26 protein-coding genes are annotated in these 21743 nt (G+C 59.8%); 21 read left to right on the forward strand and 5 right to left on the reverse strand.

The genetic code is table 11. From position 1 onward, the window contains the following. The first annotated feature begins 6 nt into the window (after positions 1-6). The 11 genes from FFR93_RS16410 to FFR93_RS16455 are packed head-to-tail and all read left to right on the forward strand — an operon-like array spanning position 7 to position 8415. Positions 7-1659: a tape measure protein gene (locus tag FFR93_RS16410; RefSeq protein ID WP_138394014.1), complete on the forward strand. Its 1653-nt coding sequence runs from the start codon at positions 7-9 to the stop codon at positions 1657-1659. Next, positions 1659-2225, forward strand: coding sequence for a phage baseplate protein (locus FFR93_RS16415; RefSeq protein ID WP_138394015.1), 567 nt, complete (start codon positions 1659-1661; stop codon positions 2223-2225). The genes FFR93_RS16410 and FFR93_RS16415 overlap by 1 nt, the downstream gene beginning before the upstream one ends. Continuing rightward, on the forward strand, positions 2222-2545 hold the full coding sequence (locus FFR93_RS16420; RefSeq protein ID WP_138394016.1) for a hypothetical protein: 324 nt from the start codon (positions 2222-2224) through the stop codon (positions 2543-2545). Before FFR93_RS16415 ends, FFR93_RS16420 begins: the two co-directional genes overlap by 4 nt. Continuing rightward, positions 2545-3429, forward strand: a complete 885-nt coding sequence (locus FFR93_RS16425) for a hypothetical protein (RefSeq protein ID WP_138394017.1) — start codon at positions 2545-2547, stop codon at positions 3427-3429. Before FFR93_RS16420 ends, FFR93_RS16425 begins: the two co-directional genes overlap by 1 nt. Beyond that, complete coding sequence (locus tag FFR93_RS16430) at positions 3429-4091, forward strand: Gp138 family membrane-puncturing spike protein (RefSeq protein WP_138394018.1); 663 nt, start codon at positions 3429-3431, stop codon at positions 4089-4091. Before FFR93_RS16425 ends, FFR93_RS16430 begins: the two co-directional genes overlap by 1 nt. Beyond that, entirely contained in the window at positions 4088-4453 is a 366-nt protein-coding gene (locus FFR93_RS16435; protein ID WP_138394019.1) for a hypothetical protein, read from the forward strand. The genes FFR93_RS16430 and FFR93_RS16435 overlap by 4 nt, the downstream gene beginning before the upstream one ends. Continuing rightward, positions 4453-5340 carry a hypothetical protein gene (locus tag FFR93_RS16440; RefSeq protein ID WP_138394020.1) on the forward strand — a complete coding sequence of 296 codons (888 nt, stop codon included), beginning with the start codon at positions 4453-4455 and terminating at the stop codon, positions 5338-5340. Before FFR93_RS16435 ends, FFR93_RS16440 begins: the two co-directional genes overlap by 1 nt. Next, complete coding sequence (locus tag FFR93_RS16445) at positions 5340-6140, forward strand: DUF2612 domain-containing protein (protein WP_138394021.1); 801 nt, start codon at positions 5340-5342, stop codon at positions 6138-6140. Before FFR93_RS16440 ends, FFR93_RS16445 begins: the two co-directional genes overlap by 1 nt. Before the next feature lie 12 nt (positions 6141-6152). Beyond that, entirely contained in the window at positions 6153-7085 is a 933-nt protein-coding gene (locus tag FFR93_RS16450; RefSeq protein ID WP_138394022.1) for a hypothetical protein, read from the forward strand. A gap of 2 nt (positions 7086-7087) precedes the next feature. Then, the gene (locus tag FFR93_RS40900) at positions 7088-7972 is read left to right on the forward strand and encodes a hypothetical protein (protein WP_171049200.1); all 885 of its coding nucleotides are present in this window, start codon (positions 7088-7090) and stop codon (positions 7970-7972) included. Between the two features lie 2 nt (positions 7973-7974). Beyond that, positions 7975-8415, forward strand: a complete 441-nt coding sequence (locus FFR93_RS16455; RefSeq protein ID WP_171049201.1) for a DUF4376 domain-containing protein — start codon at positions 7975-7977, stop codon at positions 8413-8415. Here FFR93_RS16455 and FFR93_RS16460 read toward each other — a convergent pair. Then, positions 8403-9569 carry an acyltransferase gene (locus FFR93_RS16460; protein ID WP_171049202.1) on the reverse strand — a complete coding sequence of 389 codons (1167 nt, stop codon included), beginning with the start codon at positions 9567-9569 and terminating at the stop codon, positions 8403-8405. The genes FFR93_RS16455 and FFR93_RS16460 overlap by 13 nt on opposite strands. A gap of 115 nt (positions 9570-9684) precedes the next feature. Here FFR93_RS16460 and FFR93_RS16465 point away from each other — a divergent pair, with 115 nt between their 5' ends. Genes FFR93_RS16465 through FFR93_RS16485 form a run of 5 tightly spaced genes read left to right on the forward strand, consistent with a single transcriptional unit; the run spans position 9685 to position 11930 of the window. Then, entirely contained in the window at positions 9685-10278 is a 594-nt protein-coding gene (locus tag FFR93_RS16465; protein ID WP_138394025.1) for a glycoside hydrolase family 19 protein, read from the forward strand. After that, positions 10278-10634 carry a hypothetical protein gene (locus FFR93_RS16470; protein ID WP_138394026.1) on the forward strand — a complete coding sequence of 119 codons (357 nt, stop codon included), beginning with the start codon at positions 10278-10280 and terminating at the stop codon, positions 10632-10634. Before FFR93_RS16465 ends, FFR93_RS16470 begins: the two co-directional genes overlap by 1 nt. Next, positions 10634-11008: a hypothetical protein gene (locus FFR93_RS16475; protein ID WP_138394027.1), complete on the forward strand. Its 375-nt coding sequence runs from the start codon at positions 10634-10636 to the stop codon at positions 11006-11008. Before FFR93_RS16470 ends, FFR93_RS16475 begins: the two co-directional genes overlap by 1 nt. Before the next feature lie 4 nt (positions 11009-11012). After that, on the forward strand, positions 11013-11237 hold the full coding sequence (locus FFR93_RS16480) for a hypothetical protein (RefSeq protein WP_138394239.1): 225 nt from the start codon (positions 11013-11015) through the stop codon (positions 11235-11237). A 36-nt stretch (positions 11238-11273) separates the two neighbouring features. Continuing rightward, positions 11274-11930, forward strand: a complete 657-nt coding sequence (locus tag FFR93_RS16485; RefSeq protein WP_138394028.1) for a hypothetical protein — start codon at positions 11274-11276, stop codon at positions 11928-11930. 15 nt (positions 11931-11945) lie between these two features. Here FFR93_RS16485 and FFR93_RS16490 read toward each other — a convergent pair whose 3' ends face one another. From FFR93_RS16490 to FFR93_RS16505, 4 genes are all read right to left on the reverse strand, one after another. Further along, positions 11946-12320 carry a thermonuclease family protein gene (locus FFR93_RS16490; RefSeq protein ID WP_138394029.1) on the reverse strand — a complete coding sequence of 125 codons (375 nt, stop codon included), beginning with the start codon at positions 12318-12320 and terminating at the stop codon, positions 11946-11948. Further along, positions 12317-12505 carry a hypothetical protein gene (locus tag FFR93_RS16495; protein WP_138394030.1) on the reverse strand — a complete coding sequence of 63 codons (189 nt, stop codon included), beginning with the start codon at positions 12503-12505 and terminating at the stop codon, positions 12317-12319. The genes FFR93_RS16490 and FFR93_RS16495 overlap by 4 nt, the downstream gene beginning before the upstream one ends. Positions 12506-12731: 226 nt before the next feature. Next, the gene (locus tag FFR93_RS16500; RefSeq protein WP_138394031.1) at positions 12732-12980 is read right to left on the reverse strand and encodes a hypothetical protein; all 249 of its coding nucleotides are present in this window, start codon (positions 12978-12980) and stop codon (positions 12732-12734) included. Continuing rightward, positions 12974-13252, reverse strand: a complete 279-nt coding sequence (locus FFR93_RS16505; RefSeq protein ID WP_171049203.1) for a hypothetical protein — start codon at positions 13250-13252, stop codon at positions 12974-12976. The genes FFR93_RS16500 and FFR93_RS16505 overlap by 7 nt, the downstream gene beginning before the upstream one ends. A 150-nt stretch (positions 13253-13402) precedes the next feature. Between FFR93_RS16505 and ligD the strand changes: the two genes are divergently transcribed. The 5 genes from ligD to FFR93_RS16530 all read left to right on the forward strand — a co-directional run bounded on the left by ligD (position 13403) and on the right by FFR93_RS16530 (position 21491). Next, entirely contained in the window at positions 13403-14452 is a 1050-nt protein-coding gene (ligD, locus tag FFR93_RS16510) for a non-homologous end-joining DNA ligase (RefSeq protein ID WP_138394032.1), read from the forward strand. A gap of 600 nt (positions 14453-15052) precedes the next feature. Next, positions 15053-15718, forward strand: a complete 666-nt coding sequence (locus tag FFR93_RS16515; RefSeq protein WP_171049204.1) for a protein-L-isoaspartate O-methyltransferase — start codon at positions 15053-15055, stop codon at positions 15716-15718. A gap of 264 nt (positions 15719-15982) precedes the next feature. Continuing rightward, a complete protein-coding gene (locus tag FFR93_RS16520; RefSeq protein ID WP_138394033.1) occupies positions 15983-16852 on the forward strand; it encodes a DUF2497 domain-containing protein in 870 nt (289 codons plus the stop codon). 117 nt (positions 16853-16969) lie between these two features. Next, complete coding sequence (locus FFR93_RS16525) at positions 16970-19813, forward strand: valine--tRNA ligase (RefSeq protein WP_138394034.1); 2844 nt, start codon at positions 16970-16972, stop codon at positions 19811-19813. A gap of 397 nt (positions 19814-20210) precedes the next feature. Further along, positions 20211-21491, forward strand: a complete 1281-nt coding sequence (locus FFR93_RS16530) for an OmpP1/FadL family transporter (RefSeq protein ID WP_064709133.1) — start codon at positions 20211-20213, stop codon at positions 21489-21491. The last annotated feature ends 252 nt before the right edge of the window (positions 21492-21743 follow it).

The raw sequence follows: 21743 nt of genomic DNA on the forward strand, positions 1-21743 counted from the left end.
CAATCTATGATCGTTGATGAGCTAATCGCCATCCTTGGTTATGAGACCAAGGGCGAGGGCGAGCTGAAGAAGTTTCAGCAATCCATCGATCAAACGGCGAAGCGGATTTCGATCTTTGCCGCCGCTGCGGCGACCGCGGCCGCCGGCGCGCTGGCTGCCCTCGGTAAGTCGGTCATCACCACATCGGCGCAGTTCGAGAGCTATGCTGCAACGCTGGAAACGATCGAGGGTAGCGCCGAGAAAGCGAAAAAGGCGCTCGATTGGGTTTCGACCTTCGGCGCCAAGACGCCTTATGAGGTCGGAGAGGTCACCGAGGCGTTTGTCCGGCTGAAGGCATATGGCATCGATCCCACGACGGGTGCTCTGGCCGCCGTCGGCGACGCGTCGAGCGCTATGGGCAAGACCCTCATGCAGGGCGTCGAGGCAATCGCGGACGCTGCGACCGGTGAATTCGAGCGACTGAAGGAATTCGGCATCACCTCGAGCGTTGCCGGCGACCAAGTGACGTTCAAATGGACGAAAAACAGCCAGACGCTATCGAAGACGGTCAAGAAGAACAGCGCCGAAATCATCAAGTTCCTAAAGGATAATTTCGCCGATCGCTTCAATGGGGCGATGCTGCGCCAGTCCAAGACATGGAATGGCATGGTTTCGAACCTCGGAGACGCCTGGACGGGCTTTCTCCGCAAGATCGGGGACGCCGGGTTCTTCGATGCCGTCAAGCGCCAGCTCGGCCGGCTGCTCGACTTCATAGGCGAGCTCAGTTCCAATGGCAGCCTCGATCGGTTCGCCAAGGCGCTCAGCTCTGCATTGGAGACGGGTGTCAACGCAGCCGTCTTCCTGATCGACCGTCTCCGCCGACATTTTCAGTTCCTCTCGGAATGGATCTCGGTCAATCCTGACCTGTTCAAGGCAATCGCGGCAGGCCTCGGCCTCATTGCCGCGGTGAAATTCCCGTTCCTGAGTGGCCTTCTGATCCTCGAAGACATCCTATCGTGGATGGAGGGAGGCGAAAGTGTCATCGGGGACTTTGCCGATGCGCTGTCCAAGCTCACGGGCATCGACGCTGACAAGCTTGGGACGATTATTGCAACACTGGCCGGGGCGACGGCGCTTGCGGCAGCCGCGACCTCTGTCGGGCTGCTGACAGCAGCTCTGAACCCGCTCAGCGCGGCATTGGTCACCCTCGGTGCATCCTTTGCAGGAGCTAAGGTCGCGCTCGATTACTTCGGCGTTGTAAAGGCGGATCTCGACAAGAAAATCGAGGCTACGACTGCCGTTGGCAATCCAAGAGCCCAGCCTGGTTATGTCGAGGGCATGGGCGGCATCTACATGAAGGGCGCGGCCGTCGTCGACCAGCCGCGACCGCCGAACCTTGAAGACTCCATGACCAAGGATGCCTTGGATTGGAAGCTGATGATGCAGAACGCCGAAGGCAACGCGGCGAAGATGGGCGGCGGCGCGCCGGCCAACGCTGTGGTCAATGACAATAAGCAGGACAACCGAAACCAGAGCGTAACGGTCCAGGTCGGCGGCGTCCAGGTCAACGGTGTGCCGAATGCCGGCCCGGCCGTCGGCACTGCAGTCGGCAACGCAGTGGGCCAAGCCGCTGCCGGTGGCGCTCGCGCCTCCCGCTTCGAGAAGGATGATGCGTTCTGATGTCTGTGATCGCCTTTTCCAGCGCCATCGGCCCGGTGGCGATCGACTGCGTCGTCTCTGAGCGTCACAACTCGGAGCTCGACATCACCGAGATCCCGATCGAGACCGGCGCCAAGATCACCGATCATGCCATCGTCGTGCCGAAGCGGATTACGTTGGATGTTGCCGATTACGGCGCCGCTGCCACCTATGCGGCGCTCGTCGCCTTTCAGGAAAGCAGGGTTCCGTTCTCGCTCGTCACCGGCCTGACGATCTACAACAGCATGCTGATCAAGCGGATCGATGCGGACCGCGACGCTGGATCATCCCGCATCCTTCGCTGCCGCTGCGATCTGCAAGAAGTGATCATCGTCAGCACTTCCTACGCCGCTTCACCAGATGGTGACTCCGCCGGCGAACGCGGCAAGGCGGCCGGGACGAAGAGCACCAGGGCGGCGCCCCCGGCTTCAGAGCGCGCCGGTGATGCCGCTACAGCCGACCGCGCGACAGGAACCGTCCAGCGCGGTGATGCGGGCGTGACCACGGCGCCGGCGGACTCGTCCATCCTGAGGAGCCTGTACCAGTGAACGTGTTCAATATCGTCGACTATGCGGATCAGCAGTTCGGCACGATCATCAATAGCCGGCGGGTGACGATCCGCCTTCGCTATAACGCGGCAAGCGACCGCTGGAGCTTCGATCTGTCGATCGACAATCTTCCGGTGCTGGTCGGCCGCCGCATTGTCACGGGCGTCGACTTGCTGGCGCCGTTCGACTTGGGCCTTGGCGCGATGTTCGCCTATGCGGCAACGCCTGGCACAGTTCCCGATCGCGCCGCATTGCCGGCCGGCACGGTCCTGCTGATGCAGGCATCGGAAGATGAGATCGCTGCCGTGGTGGCTGCCTGATGCGCCAGTATCTTCGAAAAGTGCGGGCCACCTTCAATGGCGGCCTGATGATCAACCCGGGCGGGATAAACACCCACGATCTCCGCATCGAGTTTTCGATCGACAAGGATACTTCCTCGTCGCCGAACTCCGCGGAGATCACGATCTTCAACCTGTCGGAAAGCCATCGCAACAGCGTCGGCAAGGAGTTCGACGCCATCACGCTCGAGGCGGGCTATATCCCGCCTGAAGGTGACGGCAATGTCGGCGTGATCTTCAAGGGTGCCGTGCGCGATGTTGAGCATCGGCGGGAAGGCCCGAACATCCTGACGATCATCTCCTGCGGGGATGGATCGAAGGCGCTGCGCCGGGCGACGATATCGAAATCGTTCCCCAAAGGGACGCCGGTCAAGGATGTCGTCGACGAGCTTTCGAAGCAGCTCGAAAAGGAAGGCGTCAGCCGCGGTGAATGGAAATTCCCGAACGATGTCGAGAGCAAGACGTTCAAGCGGCCCTATGCCGTCTGCGGATCCTGCTCACGGGAGTTGGACACGATCGGCCGGGGAAACGGCTTCTACTGGAATATCCAGAACGAAACGATGGAGATCGTGCCGGGTGACGGCTACATCGGCGGCGTGGTGCTGATCACCCCCGAGACCGGCATGATTGGCACGCCGGCGATCACCGACAATGGCGTGCGCGTGACAGCGCTGCTGAACCCTGAGATCCGTCCGAACCGGCGCGTTCAGCTTAAGAGCGACACGCTCGAAATGAACGGCGATGACGGAATGTATCGCGTCACATCCGTGAGCTACTCCGGGAACAACATGGACGGCGATTTCAAGGTCGACATTACCGGGGAAGCGCTCAAGGGCGGCAAGGTGGACGAGGGGATCAAGCGGTAATGGTTGGATATCTCGGCAAGCGCACCAACCAGCAGCGCGATATCACCGGCCAGCAGGCCCAGAGCGAGCGCGAGGCGATGTGGGGACCGATCCCGGGCGAGATCGTCTCGTTCGACCCGGCTACCCAGACGGCAACCGTGCAGCCGAAATACCGGCCGATCCACAATGGCCAAGCGGTCGACATGCCGCAGCTCCTCGAGGTCCCTGTCGACCTTCCCAGGACCGGCAGCGCCGGCATGACCTTCCCGATCCCGGCCGGGACGCGGGTGATGCTCTCGCCGATGATGCGCAGCATGGACAACTATGATGCGGATGACGACGGGGCACCGTTCGATGGCCGCTCATTCCACCTGGCTGATATGCGAGCGACCATCGTCGGCGGTGACAGCGTTTCGGCGCCGCTTGCGAACGTCGACCCGGAAAACACGCATCTGCGCTTTGACGCCGCTGGGGACTATGGCCTGAAGGGCTCACCGGATGGCAAGTTCGAACTGATCGGCAGCGAGGGAAGCATCTTCGATCTACTGATACAGCACGTCGAGCTTTCGTCTGAAGGCTTCACGCTGCTCGGCACCGAAGGCCTCGACCATTCGCCGCGGTATGCTGAGATCGGCGCCGAGCTCGCTGTCATCGCCGGCAAACTGAGGGACATGCAGATATGACGTCGGTTCGCTTCGGCCTGGCGATCGACCAGGCGACCAATGACCTGTTCTTGGAAACAGACGGCAATCTCGCAACCGTGAGCGATGCTGAGGCGGTCGGGCAGCACGTCAGGCAGCGGCTTTCGACCTTCATTGGCGAATGGTTCCTCGACACGAAGGCCGGCGTTCCATGGCTCGATCAGATCCTCGGTAAGACCTACGACCCGGCGCTCGCCGAATCCGTCGTCAAGGCGGAGATCCTGAATACCGACGGCGTGACAGAAATCACATCATTTTCGGTCTCGTTCGACAAGGTCACGCGCGGGCTGATCATCCGCTCTGTCGAGGTCGGGACAATGTTTGATGAAGAGGTTTCTATCTGATGAGCGATTATGGCGTCCTCCCGACAGGCTTCTCTCGCAAGCCCTTGACCACTATCCTCGCCGAGATCGAGGCCGCACTGATCACTGAGTTCGGCCCTGGCGTTATCCAGACACCTCAGTCGCCGCTTGGGCAGATCAACGGGCTTATGTCGGAGATCATCGCCAAGGAATGGGAACTCGCGGAGGATATTTATCAGTCCTACGATCCGGACCAAGCGGAAGGGACCCGGCTCGACACGCTCGGGAGTATCCGCCTTCTTGGCCGCGGGGCTGCCACTGATGAGCAGTACCGGCTTGCTATCACCAACGCCGGCCAAGCCAGGATCGACCTTCAGGACATCACCAGGGCTATAGCGGCGCTTCCGGGCGTAATCTACAGCCATGTCTGGGTGAATGATACTGGTGATATCGACGAGAACGGCATGCCGCCGGGGTCGATTTGCGTTGCGGTGACGGGCGGAGAGGGGGAGGACATCGCCCAGGCGATCCGGCAATATATCGTTCCGGGCGTAACCGTGTTCGGGACCGAGATCGTGGAGAGCGTCGTCGATGGCTTCTGCCGGTCGTTCCGTATCCTTCGCCCGATCGACGTTCCTGTCGAACTGACGATCAGCGTGAGGACCCGCCGGGACATACTTGGCTGCCCGCCGCCAGCAGCTTCCGCGATCAAGGCAGCTTTCTTGGCTGCGATCTACCTTCTGAACGGAGAGGACGTCTCGTTCTACCGGGTTCGGTCCGTCGTCGAGAGCCTGTTCTCAAACGTCGAGGTGGTATCGATCACCGGAGAAAGAGACGGGATACCGCAAGGTACCAATCAGAGCGTCGACATAGCGTTCATTGAGCGGGCATCCCTTGCAGCCGAAGACGTAAACGTGGTGCCTGTCTGATGGCCTGTGTCGATCCTGAAGAATTGGTCGAGGCTGGTGTAAACCGGGTCCTGACGCAGTATCGCGAGAGCCCGAAGCTTCTCCACATGATCCGCACCTACATGCGGAAGGTGGCGGAGGTTCATGCTGCCATCTGCGATCTGCCCGGTTACTTCGACCTGCAAACCGCAGTCGGCGACCAGTTGACGCTGATCGGCAAGCGGATGGGTTTTCCACGCTGCCATTGCGTCTGCGACATCCAACCGGTGTTCGGCTTCGCGTGCGAAGGGCAGCCTTCGATAAGGCCGATTGTCGGCTTCTGCGATGATGCGTCTTGGGAAGGGTGCGGCGAGGACGGTATTTCTGAGATATGCATCAACGACGACGAGATGTATCGGAATCTACTGATCTGCCGCTCGTACCAAATGCAGGCGCGGTATAGCATCGCCGACCTCACGCTGGCCTTGCAGACGCTTTATGGCCCGACCGCTATCGTGCTCGACGCTGGTCATGGCCGGGTGGTGCTGGCGCCGTTCCGGGAGTTGTCGGACGCTGAAACGGCGATTCTGCAAATAGTCCCTCGAGTGCTACCGGTCGCACCTGGGATTGTCACCCGTTGGCACTTCGGAACCTTCAAGGTGTTCGGCTTTGGAGAGGGATGGGGGAGCTTCTGCGAGGACTGGCTGACCGATGGCGCAATCCTTTCTACCGGAGACGATGACCTCCTAGTCACCGAGAACAACGATTTTATCATCACCGGTCCGCTCACCCGAGGGGCCGATTGGATGTGTGAACTCGATCTGAAACCTTATTCCTGCTGAGGAAATCCTGACATGGCAGACTTCAATCTACCGTTCGCATCCAACGGCGAGCGCCGCGAACCTACGGCTGACGAACAGGAGAGCGGCTTCGGCTGCGGGCCGGCGAGCCTCCCGCTCTTCAATTGGATGTTCTATGCGCTACAGGCGGAGATCAACAACGTCATGATCCCCGCCGGCCTCACGCCGAGCAACGGGGACATGACGCAGCTCTATCAGGCGATTGCAGCCATGATTGCTGCTGCGACCGGGGGCGGCGACACGTCCACTTATCTTTTGATGACCCAAGCCCGCGCCCGGCTACCGATCTATCCAGAGGTCCAGAACGTGGACGGGCATTTCGGCGTGACCTCGCCGGGGAGCGGCCAGATCCGCATTCCTGCCGGCGTGACCTTCCAGCACCGCGGAATCTTCCCTCTAACGACCGTGCAGACCGACTTCGCCACGGATGCCAGCAAGACCTATCACTTGCGGTGGAACCCTACAGATGGGTTCGTCCTGAAGGATGTCGCGAACGCGATTTACAATCCCGGCACTCTGCCGGAGACAAGTACGACGTTCGACACCAGCTATGACGACATGTTGGTCGCTCGGATCATCACGAACAGCTCGAACGTCCCGACGATTACCAATCTGGAAAACCGTCAGAGGCTGAAGAAAGAGCTGTCCAAGACGACCTATGAAACAGCCGTCGGCGGCGGCGGAACCGGCCGAGGACCTGATACCGCGCCTATCCAGCCGGTTAATTGGGCTCGCCAGCCGACCTGCAATTGGCAGGAATTCAAAATCGGACCCGGAACAACACACCTTCTCGACGGAGTTGCAAACGTCTGGTTCGAGGCAACCCGCTACACCTGCCGCCCGCAGGTCGTAGGCTTCTACTCCAGCAATTCCATGTCGTCTCAAGGCACCGTCGATGGCAGCTATCGCGTAATTCTGGAGGCTTAAAGATGGCCGACGAACGCATTGAAATCGAAGAGCTGCCGCCGACGAGCACCCAGGCGCGTACTGATATGATCCCCTCTCAGAAAGCGGGCGGAGGAACCGTATTTCTGACTATCGCGCAGATCCTCGGGTTGATCAATTCGACCGACGTTTCAGCGTCTCTGGTTGCCGCGACGTCCGACAACACGATTGCCGACGGGGACGAGCTTCTTTACCTGTCCGCTACCACCGTGAAGAAAGGGCTTTTCTCAGGTTTCATTACGAGCCTATTCAACGGCACGCGGAAGATAGCCAACGGCTTTTTCGAAGCGGATACACTACGCTTTTACAAGGCAGCGACTGCCTTCTATGCGTGGCTCGATGCATCAGGCCTGACTGCGGCGCGAAAGATCACCCTGCCGGATCGCGATGTAACGCTTGGAATGGTGCGTCTATCAACCGGCACGGTCCCAGGTGCGGCTGCTGTCGATTTCGCCGTGCCTGCTGGCGTCCGGCGATTGGTCCTGGCGCTGGCGGCGTTTAGTACAAACGGCACCTCTGTCCCGATTATCCAACTGAAGACAGGGGGGGCGGCCGATACCACAGGATATGCTGGCACTGCAGTTACATTAACCAGCGCCAGCACAACAACTAGCAACATATCTGCCGGCTTCAGCCTTTCCGGTAACGTGGCTGCAGCAACCGTGTACCACGTCCTCATTGAGATTGTTCTCCAGGACAATAACCTATGGGTTGCCGCCATCAAAGGAGCGCTCAGCAACACAGCCGGATTGGCATTGGGCGCGGGCTCGAAGACCCTCGCAGGCGTACTCGATGGGATACGCCTGACCACGGTGGGCGGCACGGAAGTGCCGGACGCTGGCGTTTACACACTCTACGCGGAGTACTGAACATGGTACAGGTTGCGAGCATCTCCCTTACGGGGGAGGTTAAGTATGTCGAGGAAGATTTGCCGGACATGACCCCGGTGCCCACAGCCGATGAGGTCGACATTGAGCGGGACCGGCGTATCGCTGGAGGGTTCACATTCGCTGGTGTTTTGTTTCAGTCCCGACCCGGTGATCGCGAGAATATTGCGGGAGCCTCAACTGCAGCACTCGGTGCGATAATGGCCGGCGCGCAGCCGGGCGATTTGCGGTGGACCGGCCGCGATGTCGATTTCACTTGGATCGCGGCCGACAACTCGGAAATACCCTTGGATGCTCAAGGCATGTTCGCTCTCGGTTCAACGGCCATGGCACACAAGGAAGACCATATCCGCGCGGCTCGGGCGCTGAAGGACATGGACCCGATACCGGTGGATTTCGCGACCAACCCGTCCTACTGGGCGTAGGCAACCGCGGAAGCTTCGCGTGCCGCCGGCCGCCGGTACTTGAAACGCTTCCCTAGATCGCGGAAAGGCTTTTCAAAATAGCGAGTGGAGAGTGTGGCGAGGCCGGCGGAAACAAGCAGCACGGAAGTCCCCACGGCCACGCCGGCCCAGTTCTCGACCCTCGGCACCTGATTGAGAAAATATCCGTGCAGCAGCCCGTTGACCGCCTGATGGTACATGTAGAACGAGTACGAAATCAGGCCCATGAAGACCATAAAGCGAGAGCGCAAGATTTTCCGATAAACACCATCGGTTATGAAAATCCGCACGATGGCATAGGCGAATAGAGCGGATCGAAGGCTGTACGCGCCAGACTCGCCGACCCATTGGACCCCCCACATAAGAGTGACGATTGCGACGCCAGCGATGATATCAAGAAGAACCCGGCGATCGGCAAACCATCGGAGCTTTGGGCTCCGAATGAGGTAGGCAGCAACGACGCCGAACATCAACCCATCAGCTCGGGCAGGTGTCGGGAAGTAGCCGACATAGAAGCTGTAGTGTGCCCAAAGGTAGCTTCGAAGGATCGGCGCCAAGATCAAAAAGGCAAGCGCGATCTTCATCACTGACTTCTTGGGCAAGAAGAAAACCACGAACGGGAAAATCAAGTAAAACTGTTCCTCGACAGCTAGTGACCACGTGATCCCTACCCAGCGCGCTCCGCCTGTGTTCTCAAATGCCATGAAGTAGTTTTGAGTGAATGTCAGGTAAGACCATATCGGCAACTGATCCACCATCAGAAAGGCGTGGAACCATGGTGCCTCGACGGTCTGCCCGATATGCGAGGCGAAGACATAGGTCACCATCAGCAGCAGGTAAACCGGAAGGATTCGGGCTGCTCGCCTTATCCAAAATACCTTGAAATAATTATCGGCACCCCGGTGATCTACGAGTATCCCGCCGATCAGGAAGCCGGATAAGACGAAGAAAAGATCAACGCCGCCCGCGCCGCGAAAGATGAGCCCGAAAAGCGGTTTAGGGATCTGGAATTGAGATTCCGGCGCCATGATACCGAACAGCGTGTGCAGCAGGACGACCATCAGAACCGCGGCACCCCGAATGCCGTCCAACTCCGGCAAGTGTTTGCCGGTCTTAACCCGCTCTGCGTCGTTCACTTGTGCTGTCCCCTGTAGCCCCTGCACCCATAGCGGGTGATCGCTGATTACCATCCAGCCGAAACAACGTCCAGTGCGGGAATAGCACGCCCCCCAAAACAACCCGGAGATTACCATGAACCGAGCGCATTTTTATGCGGGCGTTCGCTCGTCGCTGTTCGGCGGCTCGCTTGCCCAATCACAGGTCGACGGCATGGAAGCCGTACTCGACGAGGCCGGGAAGTCGTTCATCGATCCGCGCAACCTTGCCTATATGCTCGCCACGGCTTTCCATGAGACCGGCCAGACCATGCAGCCGATCCATGAGCGAGGCGGCGCTGATTACTTCTTCCGGATGTACGATCCGAAGGGCCAGCGGCCGACGGTGGCGGCCAGGCTCGGCAACACCCAGAGCGGCGACGGCGTCAAGTATGCCGGCCGTGGCCTCGTCCAGTTGACCGGCCGGCGGAATTACACCCTGTTCGCCAAACTCACCGGCGTCGACCTGGTCAACCGGCCTGATCTGGCGATGGACGACGATATCGCCGTGCGCATCATGTTCGAGGGCATGCAGCGCGGTCTTTTCACCGGAAAGAAACTCGCGGACTATTTCACCTCGAAAAGCTCCGATTGGGTGAATGCCCGTCGGATCATCAACGGCACCGATCGGGCCGACGACATCGCCGACTATGCCAAGCACTTCTACAACGCCCTGCAGGATGCCGCCTGATGCGCCGATCTCAGGAGGCGAAGAGGAGCGGGGAGCCAGGCTGGTCTTGGCGGCGCGCGGTCATATTCCCGCTGATCATATTCGCGTGCTGGCGTCTGATGGTCATGGAAAACGCGCCTGACACGGTCGTTAATCAGACTATCGCGTGGGGCTGGATCATACTGATCATCTCGCTCGCCTTCTTCTACACCGGTTTTGCGACCGCGCAGGATATCGCTGCGATCCTCGCGACGCGGACAGGCCTGCCATATGCTACGCCGCCGGTCGCCGTCGATGGGGAGCCGGTCGGCTATCAGCGGGAACCGTACGAGCCGCCGACCAGGCCTTTCGATCCTCGCGACAACGGGAGCCGATGATGTTCGCCTTTCTCGCCACTCCTCTCGGCCGCTGGGCAGGATCGATCGTCGGCGTTCTTTTGCTGGTCGCGATCATCATCCTCGGCTTCCGCTGGTGGCTCCACGAGCACGACAAAACGCTACTCTCCGGATACGTCCTGCTCTCTGAAAAGACGACGGCCGAGGCAAAGGCTGCAGAGATGGAGCGCCAGCGCAACGTTGCCGCCCAGGCGACAGAAGAGCACCGCAAGCGCCTTGCCGCCGCCGAGGCTTCAGAGCAGGCGGCCAAAGACACCCTCGAACAGGAAATTTCAAATTATGAGCGGACGCTATCCGAAAAGAACCGCGCTTGCGCTGTCACTGCTGCTGATCGTGACTGGCTGCTCCGCCACTGAGCGCCTGAAAAATGCGGCTACCGCGAAAGGACAGGCGCAGGCGGGTGTTCTGCTTCCGGCGCTTCCGGATGATCTCCGGAGGCAAGAGCCACACGCGCCGATCGTGGAAGGGCAGCCGCTGATTTCGATCCTCGCCCGGGAGCGCCAGGCGCTCGATCGGGCGAACGGCAGACAGCAGCGGACGGTCGAATTCTACGACGATATCCAGAAGCGCCTCGGCGCACGATAAAGCAGAGCAGCAAGAGCAAGGGCAGGGCGCAATTAAATGGCGGATGAGATGGTAAACGGCAACGGCAACACATTCGACCCGATGGCCTCCTGGGCTCGATTATCCGAGCGCGTCGAGAACCAAGGCAAAGACATCATCGACCTAAGGTCGAACATGAACACGGGCTTTCAGGGCGTCAATGCCAACTTGGCCGCCCTGTCGAACGAGCTGCGGAGCTCGGGCAAGACGCAATGGCCTGTCATCTGGTCAGCGATCGGTGTTGGCGTCGTGATTCTTTCCGGTCTCGGCTTCATGGCGCTGCAGCCGATCAAGGACAATACCGCTCGCCTCGAGGAGGCAGTTATCCGCGTCTCGGAAAACACCCAAGCATCTTTTGCCAAAGTGAACGAAACGATGGTCACGCAGAAGGAAATGGAATGGCGAACGCAGCGAGGAGCCGAGGATCGAAAGAGGTCGGACGATGCATTGGCGGATCTGCGCACGACGACAGTCAGTCGAAACGAATGGTCGGAGCGCAACCATGCCCGTGACGGAGAGATTGCCGAACTCGGCCGGCGCATTGACGAGCTTCGGCAAGAGGTTGGCTCCGTCTACGGAACGCGTGATGTGATCGTGGATCTGAAGCGGGAGATTAGCGCTTTGCGCCAGCGCGTATTCGAGGTGCGACCGGACGTTCGCCATCAGCCCGATTGAGCTGCAGGTACATCGTTAGTCACACCAGTCGTTGCGTTGGCCCGGGCTCCAGGTCCGGGCGAATCCCTCCCGGAGCAGCTTCTTTCCGATCTCTTCACCGTTCGTTCGATAGATATTGACGAGTGGTCGGTGCGACGGCGTACGGTCCACCGCGCCGCTGAACACGATCCTCAATCCCTTTTCAGCCAAAAGCTCTTTCAGCCTGCCCTTGGCGATCAGCGCCAGCTGCCGTTCCTTGAGGCATTTCGCATGGCTCCCGATCTCCGGCGTGTCTATGCCCGAGACGAACGGAACGCCTTCCCCCAGCAAGCGCATGTTTTGACCATCGCATTTCACGGTGTCGCCGTCGACGGCCGTCAGCGAAGCGCATAGGATCAGTCCAGCAATCATTTCGAATTGCTCCGGCTCTTGATCTCGTCCCAATAGGGATAATGCTCGAAGCACCACCAGCGCGTCTCGACCGTCTTCGACTGGGAAAAGCCGAAGCTTCCCCACTTCGCGCAGCCGGCGACACAGCAATAGTGCTCGGCGATGACGTTCGCTCCCGGCGCCGTCGAATGTCCTTCAATACTCATTGCGGAATGATCCCCTCGTTCCATCTGACGGCCGCCCGCCAGGCCTCGTGTTCACGTTGCCCTGCCGGATCCCGGAAAAACGGCATTGTCTTCGCCGTAACTTCCGATCCGCATCTCGCGCACATGATCCGCGAGTGGGTGTCGTAGACCACCTTCGCACTGCCGCCGCAGCCGCATTTCTTCAGGCTCGGCGTCGTATCGTCCTTCCGGTCCGGCTGCCACCGCATCATTCTCCCCCGACATAAGAGCCAAACCTCAATTTTCCCGCCTTCGCGCCGCAGGATGCGCATTTCAGGTGCGGCTCAATCTCGCTGATCAGCGAAAAATGCATGTGGCTCGGCAAGCTCTCCCTTGCGAATTCCCGGGCCTTGCCGCAGGCGGTGCATTCGGCCATGATGGCGACGTGCTCCGGCGTGACGTTGATATATCCGGGCGACCAGTCCCTGATCTCCTGAAACCGTCGAGCACCTACCATTTCGGCCCTCTTTCCATCGTCATGGCCCGCGGCGCACTCTTCGGCAGATAGGCAATCGCCACGCGGCGGCTGCCGCAGACCGGGCAGCGCATGCGCTGCGAGAGCATGGCGAGCGGAAAATCTCGTCCCCGCGTCGCCACCAGGGTGACCAGATCCAGCCGATGCTTCCATTGGCATTCGCGCACGCTCTTCAGCCCTTCACGTCTTCCCCATGCGCATCTGGCGGTGACATCCCATCCTGCATCCATTGCCTCGCCGATTGTTTCGGCCATGCGCCATCATTCCCCTTTCGAGGTCCTTTCTACCGCACCATTGTTGATTGCTCCGCCCGAGCGATGTTCCTAATATGTTCTCACTTGGCGCTGAGTCAATAATGATTATGGGTCAATTGCTTTTTAAGGTGTTGCTGATGTCATGGCAGGATGACAAAGCCGCCCCGCAAGCCTTCCCAGCCGCTACTCGGTGAAGCGGACGTACCGATCCGCAGCAAGCCGCGCCGGCGACGCGATCCAGCCCAGCCGCAACTCCCACTCGATCCCATGCCGGCGCGCGCTGATCTGTGTCTGGCTCTCCTGAAGCCGCGGCCCCCGAAAGGCCCGCAGTGGGCCTTCGAGGTGAAGTGGGACGGCTACCGCCTGGCCGTGTACAAAGAACCGTCGGGCATCCGGATCCTGACGCGCGGCGGTCATGACTGGACCGATCGCTTCCCGGCGATAGCAGCAGAAGCGAGGCGTCTCCCTGTTTCAACAGCGATATTGGATGGCGAGGCCATCGTGCTTGACGAGCAGGGCCGGTCGGATTTCGGCAAGCTTCAGAGGTCGCTCGGCGGCCGCGGCGGCAATAGAGCATCGCGTGATGCCATCCTAATGGCTTTCGACCTCATCTATTTCGACGGCCATGACATCAGAGCGACAGAACTCAGCTCGCGACGCCATCTCCTCGAGGGGCTCGTGCCGGCCGGCGGCGAGGAGGCCATACGCCTATCGGAGGAAATCGAAGCGGATGGCGACACCCTCTTGCGGATCGCATGCGAACACGGTCTCGAAGGCATCATTGCGAAAGACCGCAACAGTCCCTATCGCGGCGGCCGTGGCGGCGAGTGGCTGAAGATCAAATGCGTGCAGAGCGATGGCTTTGCGATCATCGGCTATGAGAAGTCGACAGCATCGTTCGGGGGCATCGGGCGGCTTCTGCTGGCCGCTCGCAAGGGAAACGAGTTTGTCTATGTCGGTGGAGTGGGAACAGGCTTCAACGAGCGTTCCGCCGCCGAGCTCCGGGAGGAGATGGACAAGCTGACCATCCGCAAGCCCGCCGTCAATACGGGCAGGAAGCGCGACGCAGTCTTCGTCCGCCCGGAGCTTGTTGCCGAGATCCAATACAGGGGCTGGACGCACGACGATAAGCTGCGGCACGCGTCCTATAAAGGTCTGCGCTACCCAGAGGACGATGATGCGGTTTACGAGATTGAATAGGCGATAAGGTGTGGCAGGGTGTGGCAGCCTCCATTGAAAAACAATGGGAATTATTTCAGCCAAAGTGTGGCAATCGGCGGCGCATCTAATTGAAATTGCTCACTTTGCCAATTCCGGGCGAGGCCTCCAAATTCTCCTCGCCGCTGCAAGAATTGCGCAACATCGCTTACTTTCAGGAACGGTTGCTCGGCCCTACGCTTTTAACGGCTTGATGCACACGATCCGCGTCGCCAGACCCGGATTGTGGCGGGCTTCATGCAAGCTACGCCGGCGCTTGCTTCGGCGTTCGATCTGCTCAGGTCCTTTCACCGTCCAGCAACCCGCAGCAGAAGAGGCCGATGAGCGTTGCGACGATAAAGAAATCGAACAGCGTGAAATATTCGAGAATCGCAGACATGGCCTGCTGCTCCTATTCCTCCGCTGCAAATCATAACAAGAAGGGGCAGGGCATTCCACGCTGGTGTTGCCGCGTCTTACCTCCTGTGGCGCGAAAGAGGCGCCTGGCGGATTCTTTTCGCCGACCGCTGCCAAGCCTTGAAACCATCCGTGGCGGAGATTAAGAGACGAGGGACAGGAACCGCTTTTCAAGAGCGAGAGGACATGATGGATTTCGAAGCAGCACGCGCAAAGATGGTCGACACCCAAATCCGCACGACGGATGTTACCTCGCATTCCGTGCTGACGGCTTTTCTCACGGTGCCGCGCGAATCTTTCGTGCCGGAAAAGTCGAAGCTCCTCGCTTATATCGACAACGATGTCGAGATCTCAGCCGCCGCACCGGGTAAGCCGGCCCGCTTCCTGATGGAGGCTTCGCCGCTCGCCAAGCTGCTGCAGCTGGCGGCCATCAGCAAAGACGATTTTGTGCTCGAGGTCGGTTGCGGCACGGGTTACACATCGGCACTGCTGTCGATCCTCGCCGGCTCGGTCATCGCGCTTGAATGCGACGAGGCGCTGGCCGCCGAAGCGAAGGCAAAGCTTGCCGACTATAGCAAGGTCGAGGTCGTGACCGGTCTCCTCGAAAAGGGCTACGCCGCCGGCGCCCCGTATGATCTGATCTTCATCAACGGGGCGGTCGAGGAGGTTCCGGCCGCTCTTCTCGGTCAGTTGCGCGATGGCGGCCGTCTGGTCACGGTTGAAGGTCATGGCAATGCCGCTCGCGCCAAAGTCTTCGTCGCCGAGCGCGGCGCCATTTCGGAGAATGTCTTCTTCAACGCTTCGGTCAAGCCGCTGCCGGGTTTCGTCAAGGCGCGCGAATTCGTTTTCTGACACTCTTCTCCCTCTTCAATCGACGAACGGGCGCCATCGGCGCCCGTTTTTGTCAGTGCTGCCGGAAAGCCTTCACAAACATCATTTATTCTGGCGCAGTCGTTTCCGAATGCTGGCGGCGGGAATCGGGTAACAAAACTGTGCATGGCCGCATTCAATTGATTCGCGATGATTTTTTTCACGTCTGGGGTATTCTAAGGTCGTGGTGATTCGGATGAACGCTCCACACCATCCGGTCGTTGTTTTGGGATAACGGGGATAGATATGGCTCAGCCAAGTGTAGCGCGTGAACCGTCCATGGAAGAAATTCTGGCCTCGATCCGCCAGATCATCGAAAGCAATGAACCCGGCGCCGGCAAGGCGATTTCAGCTTCCGTGCCGCCGGTTTACGGCGCCGACGAGGACGAAAACGGCTCCGAAATCCATCTGACGGTGGATGATACTTATGCCGGCGTGGAGTTTCCCGAACCGGCCATGCGCTCTTCCGATCCGCGTTTCGTCGCCGCCAATTCGGCTGGCATCGCCCCTGAGACAGAAGCTCCGGCCCGCGCGCTGTCGCTTGCCGATGTCGCAGCCCGCGTGCGCGCTGCGTCCGAGCGCAGCGCCGTTCAGGCCGGTCAAGCTCTGCGCGAAATTCCGAGCGGCTTCCGCCAGCCGGAGCCGCAGCCGGCTGTGATGCCGGAGCCACCGCGCGCTAGTCCGCAGCCGCAGCCGACACAGCCTGTTTTCACTGCTGCCGCAGCACCCGTTTCCCCCGATCCCGTCCGGCAGCGGGCCGAACCGGCGATTGCCGAAACACCGCAGGCCGCAGTCGCCGAGCAGGCAGCTGTTGCCGCCGAAACTGTGCCGCCGGTTTTGGAGCCGGCCCGTTCGTCGACCGAGCGTTTCCTGCCGAGCGTTGTCGACGAGGCCCAGCCGACGCTGCTTTCGGAAGATGCCGGTCTGCAGATCAGCCGCTCCTTCGAGGAGCTTGCCGCTGCGATTGACGGTGCCGAGCGTCGCTCGCTGGACGAGATTGCCGAGGACATGCTGCGCCCGATGCTGCGCGAATGGCTTGACGACAATCTGCCGACGCTGGTCGAAAGGCTGGTGCGTGAGGAAATCGAGCGCGTGGCGCGCGGCCCGCGCCGCTGATCGGATTGCTTTTTCATGGAAAAGCCGCTCCGGTCTCCGGGGCGGCTTTTTTATTGACTTGGCCGTGGCCATCCTATTTACAAACCCCCATCCTCGAACCTCGAAATTGGTCAGAAAATGCTCGACAAGACCTATGATTCCGCTGCCGTCGAACCGAAAATCGCCGCGAAATGGGATGATGCGGACGCCTTCCGCGCCGGCGCGAACGCCAAGCCCGGGGCCGAGACCTTCACCATCGTGATCCCGCCGCCGAACGTCACCGGTTCGCTGCATATGGGGCACGCGCTGAACAATACGCTGCAGGATATCATGGTGCGCTTTGAGCGCATGCGCGGTAAAGACGTGCTTTGGCAGCCAGGCATGGATCACGCCGGCATCGCCACCCAGATGGTCGTCGAGCGCAAGCTGATGGAACAGCAGCTGCCGGGCCGTCGAGAGATGGGTCGCGAAGCGTTCATCGACAAAGTCTGGGAGTGGAAGGCGGAATCGGGAGGCCTGATCTTCAACCAACTGAAGCGCCTCGGCGCGTCCTGCGACTGGTCACGCGAACGCTTCACCATGGACGAAGGCTTGTCGGAGGCGGTTCTTGAAGTCTTCGTCAGCCTTTACAAGGAAGGGCTGATCTACAAGGACAAGCGCCTCGTCAACTGGGATCCGAAACTGCTGACGGCGATTTCCGACCTTGAAGTCGAACAGCATGAGATCAAGGGCAATCTCTGGCACCTTCGTTATCCGCTGGAGCCGGGTGTCACCTATCAGTACCCAATTGCTTTTGACGAGGAAGGCAAGCCGACCGAATGGGCAACGCGCGACTATCTGGTTGTTGCGACGACCCGTCCGGAAACGATGCTCGGCGATACCGGTGTTGCGGTCAATCCGGAGGACGAGCGCTATAAGTCGATTATCGGCAAGCATGTCATTCTGCCGATCGTCGGCCGCCGCATTCCGATCGTTGCCGACAACTATGCCGATCCGGCGGCCGGCACCGGCGCCGTCAAGGTGACGCCTGCGCACGACTTCAACGACTTTGAAGTCGGCAAGAGGGCTGGTCTGCGCGCGATCAACATCATGAATATCGACGGCACCATTGCTATAAAGGACAATGAGGATTTCCTCGAAGGCCTCGACAATCCGGCGGCATTGCATGGCGCCTGGGATCGCCTGCAAGGGCAGGACCGTTTCTACGCGCGCAAGGTCATTGTTGAAATTTTCGAAGAGGCGGGCCTCCTCGACAAGATCGAACCGCACAAGCATATGGTCCCGCACGGCGACCGTGGCGGCGTGCCGATCGAGCCGCGGCTGACCGAACAATGGTATGTCGATGCCAAGACGCTGGCCCAGCCGGCGATCGCCTCTGTCCGCGAAGGCCGCACCAGGATGGTGCCGAAGAGCTGGGACAAGACCTATTACGAATGGATGGAGAATATCCAGCCCTGGTGCGTCTCCCGTCAGCTCTGGTGGGGACACCAAATTCCCGCCTGGTACGGGCCGGACGGCCAGGTCTTCGTCGAAAAGACCGAGGAAGAGGCGCTGCAGGCGGCCATCCAGCATTACCTCTCGCATGAAGGGCCGATGAAGGCCTATGTCGAGGACCTGCTCGAAAATTTCAAGCCGGGCGAGATCCTGACGCGGGACGAGGATGTGCTCGACACTTGGTTCTCCTCCGCACTCTGGCCCTTCTCCACGCTCGGCTGGCCGGACAAGACCCCGGAGCTTGCGCGTTATTACCCGACCAATGTGCTCGTCACCGGCTTCGACATCATCTTCTTCTGGGTCGCGCGCATGATGATGATGGGTCTGCATTTCATGAAGGACGAAGACGGCGAGCCGGTTGAACCCTTCAACACGGTCTATGTCCATGCGCTGGTGCGCGACAAGAATGGACAGAAGATGTCGAAGTCGAAGGGCAACGTTATCGACCCCTTGGAGCTGATCGACGAATACGGTGCCGACGCACTGCGGTTCACCCTGGCGATCATGGCGGCGCAGGGCCGCGACGTGAAGCTCGATCCGGCCCGCATCGCCGGCTACCGCAATTTCGGCACCAAGCTCTGGAACGCCACGCGTTTTTCCGAGATGAACGGTGCCAAGAGCGATCCGCACTTCGTGCCGGAGGCGGCCGAGCTTACCATCAATCGCTGGATCCTGACGGAGCTTGCCCGTACGGAACGTGACGTTACGGAAGCGCTTGAAGCCTTCCGTTTCAACGATGCCGCCAGCGCGCTTTACCGCTTCGTCTGGAACGAAGTCTGCGACTGGTATCTCGAGCTCCTGAAGCCGGTCTTCAATGGTGAGGACGAGGGGGCCAAGGCCGAAGCCCAGGCCTGCAGCGCTTATATTCTTGAAGAGATCTACAAGCTGTTGCATCCGTTCATGCCCTTCATGACCGAAGAGCTTTGGGCGCATACCGCCGGCGAAGGCAAAGAGCGCGACACGTTGGTCTGCCATGCCGAATGGCCATCGCCGTCCTATGCCGATGACGCAGCCGCCGACGAGATCAATTGGCTGATTGACCTCGTCTCCGGCATCCGCTCCGTGCGCGCCGAAATGAACGTGCCGCCGTCGGCAACCGCCCCGCTTGTCGTCGTCAAGGCCAACAATCTCACGCGCGAAAGGCTGTTCCGCCATGACGCCGCAATCAAGCGCCTTGCTCGGGTCGAAGCGATATCGCTGGCCGACGACGCGCCGAAGGGGGCGGCCCAGATCGTCGTTGCCGAAGCTACCGCGTGCCTGCCGCTCGGCAATCTGATTGACCTTTCCGCCGAAAAAGCCCGCCTGGAAAAAGCGATTTCCAAAATGGATGGAGAAATCGCCCGCATCAACGGCAAGCTTTCCAACGAGAAGTTCGTCGCCAACGCCAATCCCGAGGTGGTCGAGGCCGAGCGCGAGCGTCTCGACGAGTTGAAGGGGCAGATTGCCAGCTTGAAAACCGCGCATTCCCGCGTGAGTGAAGCCGGATAAGATCTGCAACCAACTTTGCCAATTATATCAAAGGCGCGCCCTCTGTGGGCGCGTCTTTTTTGATCCATCGTGTAGCGATTCGGGCCGTGAACTTGGCTGGATTCAGGCGATCAGCCTGTGGATTGCGGCCGCGCGAGCGCCCGCTCGGCGAAAACTGCCACTGTTGTCCGATTGATACAGCTTCTGCAATGATTGGAATGAAATCCTCTGAGGCGCCCAGAACTCGGACATCATCTGGAATAAAATTTTATTAACCAGATCTTTTGACGTGTCCGTCAATTTCTTTACGTAAGTTGGCCGTCGCAACGATTGGAAGCGCTACCGTGCGGCGCGTTGCCATTTCTGGCGAACACTTACACAGTGTCGTCACATCAATTGCTGGAGTGGGGGAGACACAATGGCATCGCGTATGTTTTCCAAGGGCGTAACGTCGCTCGTTCTTTTTTCGTCGCTTGCCTCGACGTCCTTTGCCGGCGGCCTGGAGCGCGGCGGCTATAACATCGATCAGCTATTCGATACGTCGCCATTCTCATTCCAGTCGGGCGTCACCTACGTGACGCCGCAGCGCAGGCTGAAGGACGTCCGTGACACGGATACTTCGGCAGCTCCAGGGGGCGGCAATCTCAACACCCGTCCAAACAGCGCTGACGAGACCGCGAATTACACTATCCCTTATATTGGCTTCAAGGCTGGCTTCGCCGACACGATCGACTGCCTTGTCGACTATTCCGAGCCCTTCGGCGGGCATACCAATCCCGGTTTGAACTGGGCTGGCGCCAACAACAATATCGAGACGAAGATCGAGACCCGCAACTATGGCGGCACCTGCTCCTATCGTTTCGATGTCGGCCCCGGGCAGCTTCGCTTCATCGGCGGCGCTTTCTATCAGGAAGTCGAGGGCTTCAAGGAACGCCTGGTTTCAACGGTTCCGCTTCTGTTTGGCACGGGCACCGGCATCGGCCGTCTCGATCTCGAAGACAGCGGCTGGGGCTGGCGCGCCGGTCTCGCCTACGAGATTCCGGAATATGCGATGCGCGCGAGCCTCGTCTATAACAGCCGCGTAAAATACGACAATCTGACTGGCACCGTGGACCTGACGCAGGTTTCTGCGCCGATTGCGCCGCTGAATGGCGCTCCGTACGGAAGGGTCACTGACGTCTTCGGCTCTGCAGAGGCGCCGGATTCGCTTGAACTGAAGCTGCAGAGCGGTATCGCTCCGGATTGGCTCGCCTTCGGATCGGTGAAGTGGACGAACTGGAGTGTCCTCCAGTCTGTGCCTTTCTGCCCGACCTCTACGAAGGGCCTTGTCGCCTGCCGATCAGGCGGCGCGACCGAGCTGACCTCGCTTGATCTTCTCTATCGTGATGGCTGGACGATCACCGGAGGTGTTGGCCACAAGTTCAATGAGCAATGGGCGGGTGCCGTCAGCCTGACATGGGACCGCGGCACCAGCCAGGGCTATGGCGCGCAGACGGACAGCTGGACACTGGGCCTCGGCGCTGCCTTCACGCCGACCGAACACATAGAATGGCGCTTTGCCGGTGCGGTGGGCGTGCTGACGAGCGGTTCGTCCGGCGTTGTAACCCGGAACGGCGTCACGTTTGGAGATGATGTCTCCTATTCCTATGGTGACGATCTGGTCGCGGCATTGTCGACCAGCCTAAAGGTTAAGTTCTAATCCGCTGATTTGAAGAATTGAAGAGCCCGGCACTGCCGGGCTCTTCTTTGTCCCATGCCCGTTAATCATGTTATCTCCTGACATGGTTTTGTGACGATTCAGCAACAGTTTTCTGCGACGATTGGCGTATGGTGGCGGCGGGGCGAATTTGTCTACTTCCCGCCACAAAGAGGGCGCAGCGCTATAGGCGGGCAAGGAGATGGCAGGCGTAGGGTGCGTGTAATTAGTAGCATGGGTCGATTTTTTTTCGGG

The sequence above is a fragment of the Rhizobium sp. MHM7A genome (assembly GCF_005862215.1).
In the GTDB taxonomy this organism is placed as follows: Bacteria; Pseudomonadota; Alphaproteobacteria; order Rhizobiales; family Rhizobiaceae; genus Rhizobium; species Rhizobium bangladeshense.

Excerpts from the sequence above, each read along its gene's own strand:
- FFR93_RS16410 (WP_138394014.1), top strand. The coding sequence starts at position 7 with ATGATCGTTGATGAGCTAATCGCCATCCTTGGTTATGAGACCAAGGGC.
- FFR93_RS16415 (WP_138394015.1), top strand. The coding sequence starts at position 1,659 with ATGTCTGTGATCGCCTTTTCCAGCGCCATCGGCCCGGTGGCGATCGAC.
- FFR93_RS16425 (WP_138394017.1), top strand. The coding sequence starts at position 2,545 with ATGCGCCAGTATCTTCGAAAAGTGCGGGCCACCTTCAATGGCGGCCTG.
- FFR93_RS16430 (WP_138394018.1), top strand. The coding sequence starts at position 3,429 with ATGGTTGGATATCTCGGCAAGCGCACCAACCAGCAGCGCGATATCACC.
- FFR93_RS16435 (WP_138394019.1), top strand. The coding sequence starts at position 4,088 with ATGACGTCGGTTCGCTTCGGCCTGGCGATCGACCAGGCGACCAATGAC.
- FFR93_RS16440 (WP_138394020.1), top strand. The coding sequence starts at position 4,453 with ATGAGCGATTATGGCGTCCTCCCGACAGGCTTCTCTCGCAAGCCCTTG.
- FFR93_RS16445 (WP_138394021.1), top strand. The coding sequence starts at position 5,340 with ATGGCCTGTGTCGATCCTGAAGAATTGGTCGAGGCTGGTGTAAACCGG.
- FFR93_RS16450 (WP_138394022.1), top strand. The coding sequence starts at position 6,153 with ATGGCAGACTTCAATCTACCGTTCGCATCCAACGGCGAGCGCCGCGAA.
- FFR93_RS40900 (WP_171049200.1), top strand. The coding sequence starts at position 7,088 with ATGGCCGACGAACGCATTGAAATCGAAGAGCTGCCGCCGACGAGCACC.
- FFR93_RS16455 (WP_171049201.1), top strand. The coding sequence starts at position 7,975 with ATGGTACAGGTTGCGAGCATCTCCCTTACGGGGGAGGTTAAGTATGTC.
- FFR93_RS16465 (WP_138394025.1), top strand. The coding sequence starts at position 9,685 with ATGAACCGAGCGCATTTTTATGCGGGCGTTCGCTCGTCGCTGTTCGGC.
- FFR93_RS16470 (WP_138394026.1), top strand. The coding sequence starts at position 10,278 with ATGCGCCGATCTCAGGAGGCGAAGAGGAGCGGGGAGCCAGGCTGGTCT.
- FFR93_RS16475 (WP_138394027.1), top strand. The coding sequence starts at position 10,634 with ATGTTCGCCTTTCTCGCCACTCCTCTCGGCCGCTGGGCAGGATCGATC.
- FFR93_RS16485 (WP_138394028.1), top strand. The coding sequence starts at position 11,274 with ATGGCGGATGAGATGGTAAACGGCAACGGCAACACATTCGACCCGATG.
- FFR93_RS16490 (WP_138394029.1), bottom strand. The coding sequence starts at position 12,320 with ATGATTGCTGGACTGATCCTATGCGCTTCGCTGACGGCCGTCGACGGC.
- FFR93_RS16495 (WP_138394030.1), bottom strand. The coding sequence starts at position 12,505 with ATGAGTATTGAAGGACATTCGACGGCGCCGGGAGCGAACGTCATCGCC.
- FFR93_RS16500 (WP_138394031.1), bottom strand. The coding sequence starts at position 12,980 with ATGGTAGGTGCTCGACGGTTTCAGGAGATCAGGGACTGGTCGCCCGGA.
- FFR93_RS16505 (WP_171049203.1), bottom strand. The coding sequence starts at position 13,252 with ATGGCCGAAACAATCGGCGAGGCAATGGATGCAGGATGGGATGTCACC.
- ligD (WP_138394032.1), top strand. The coding sequence starts at position 13,403 with ATGACAAAGCCGCCCCGCAAGCCTTCCCAGCCGCTACTCGGTGAAGCG.
- FFR93_RS16515 (WP_171049204.1), top strand. The coding sequence starts at position 15,053 with ATGATGGATTTCGAAGCAGCACGCGCAAAGATGGTCGACACCCAAATC.
- FFR93_RS16520 (WP_138394033.1), top strand. The coding sequence starts at position 15,983 with ATGGCTCAGCCAAGTGTAGCGCGTGAACCGTCCATGGAAGAAATTCTG.
- FFR93_RS16525 (WP_138394034.1), top strand. The coding sequence starts at position 16,970 with ATGCTCGACAAGACCTATGATTCCGCTGCCGTCGAACCGAAAATCGCC.
- FFR93_RS16530 (WP_064709133.1), top strand. The coding sequence starts at position 20,211 with ATGGCATCGCGTATGTTTTCCAAGGGCGTAACGTCGCTCGTTCTTTTT.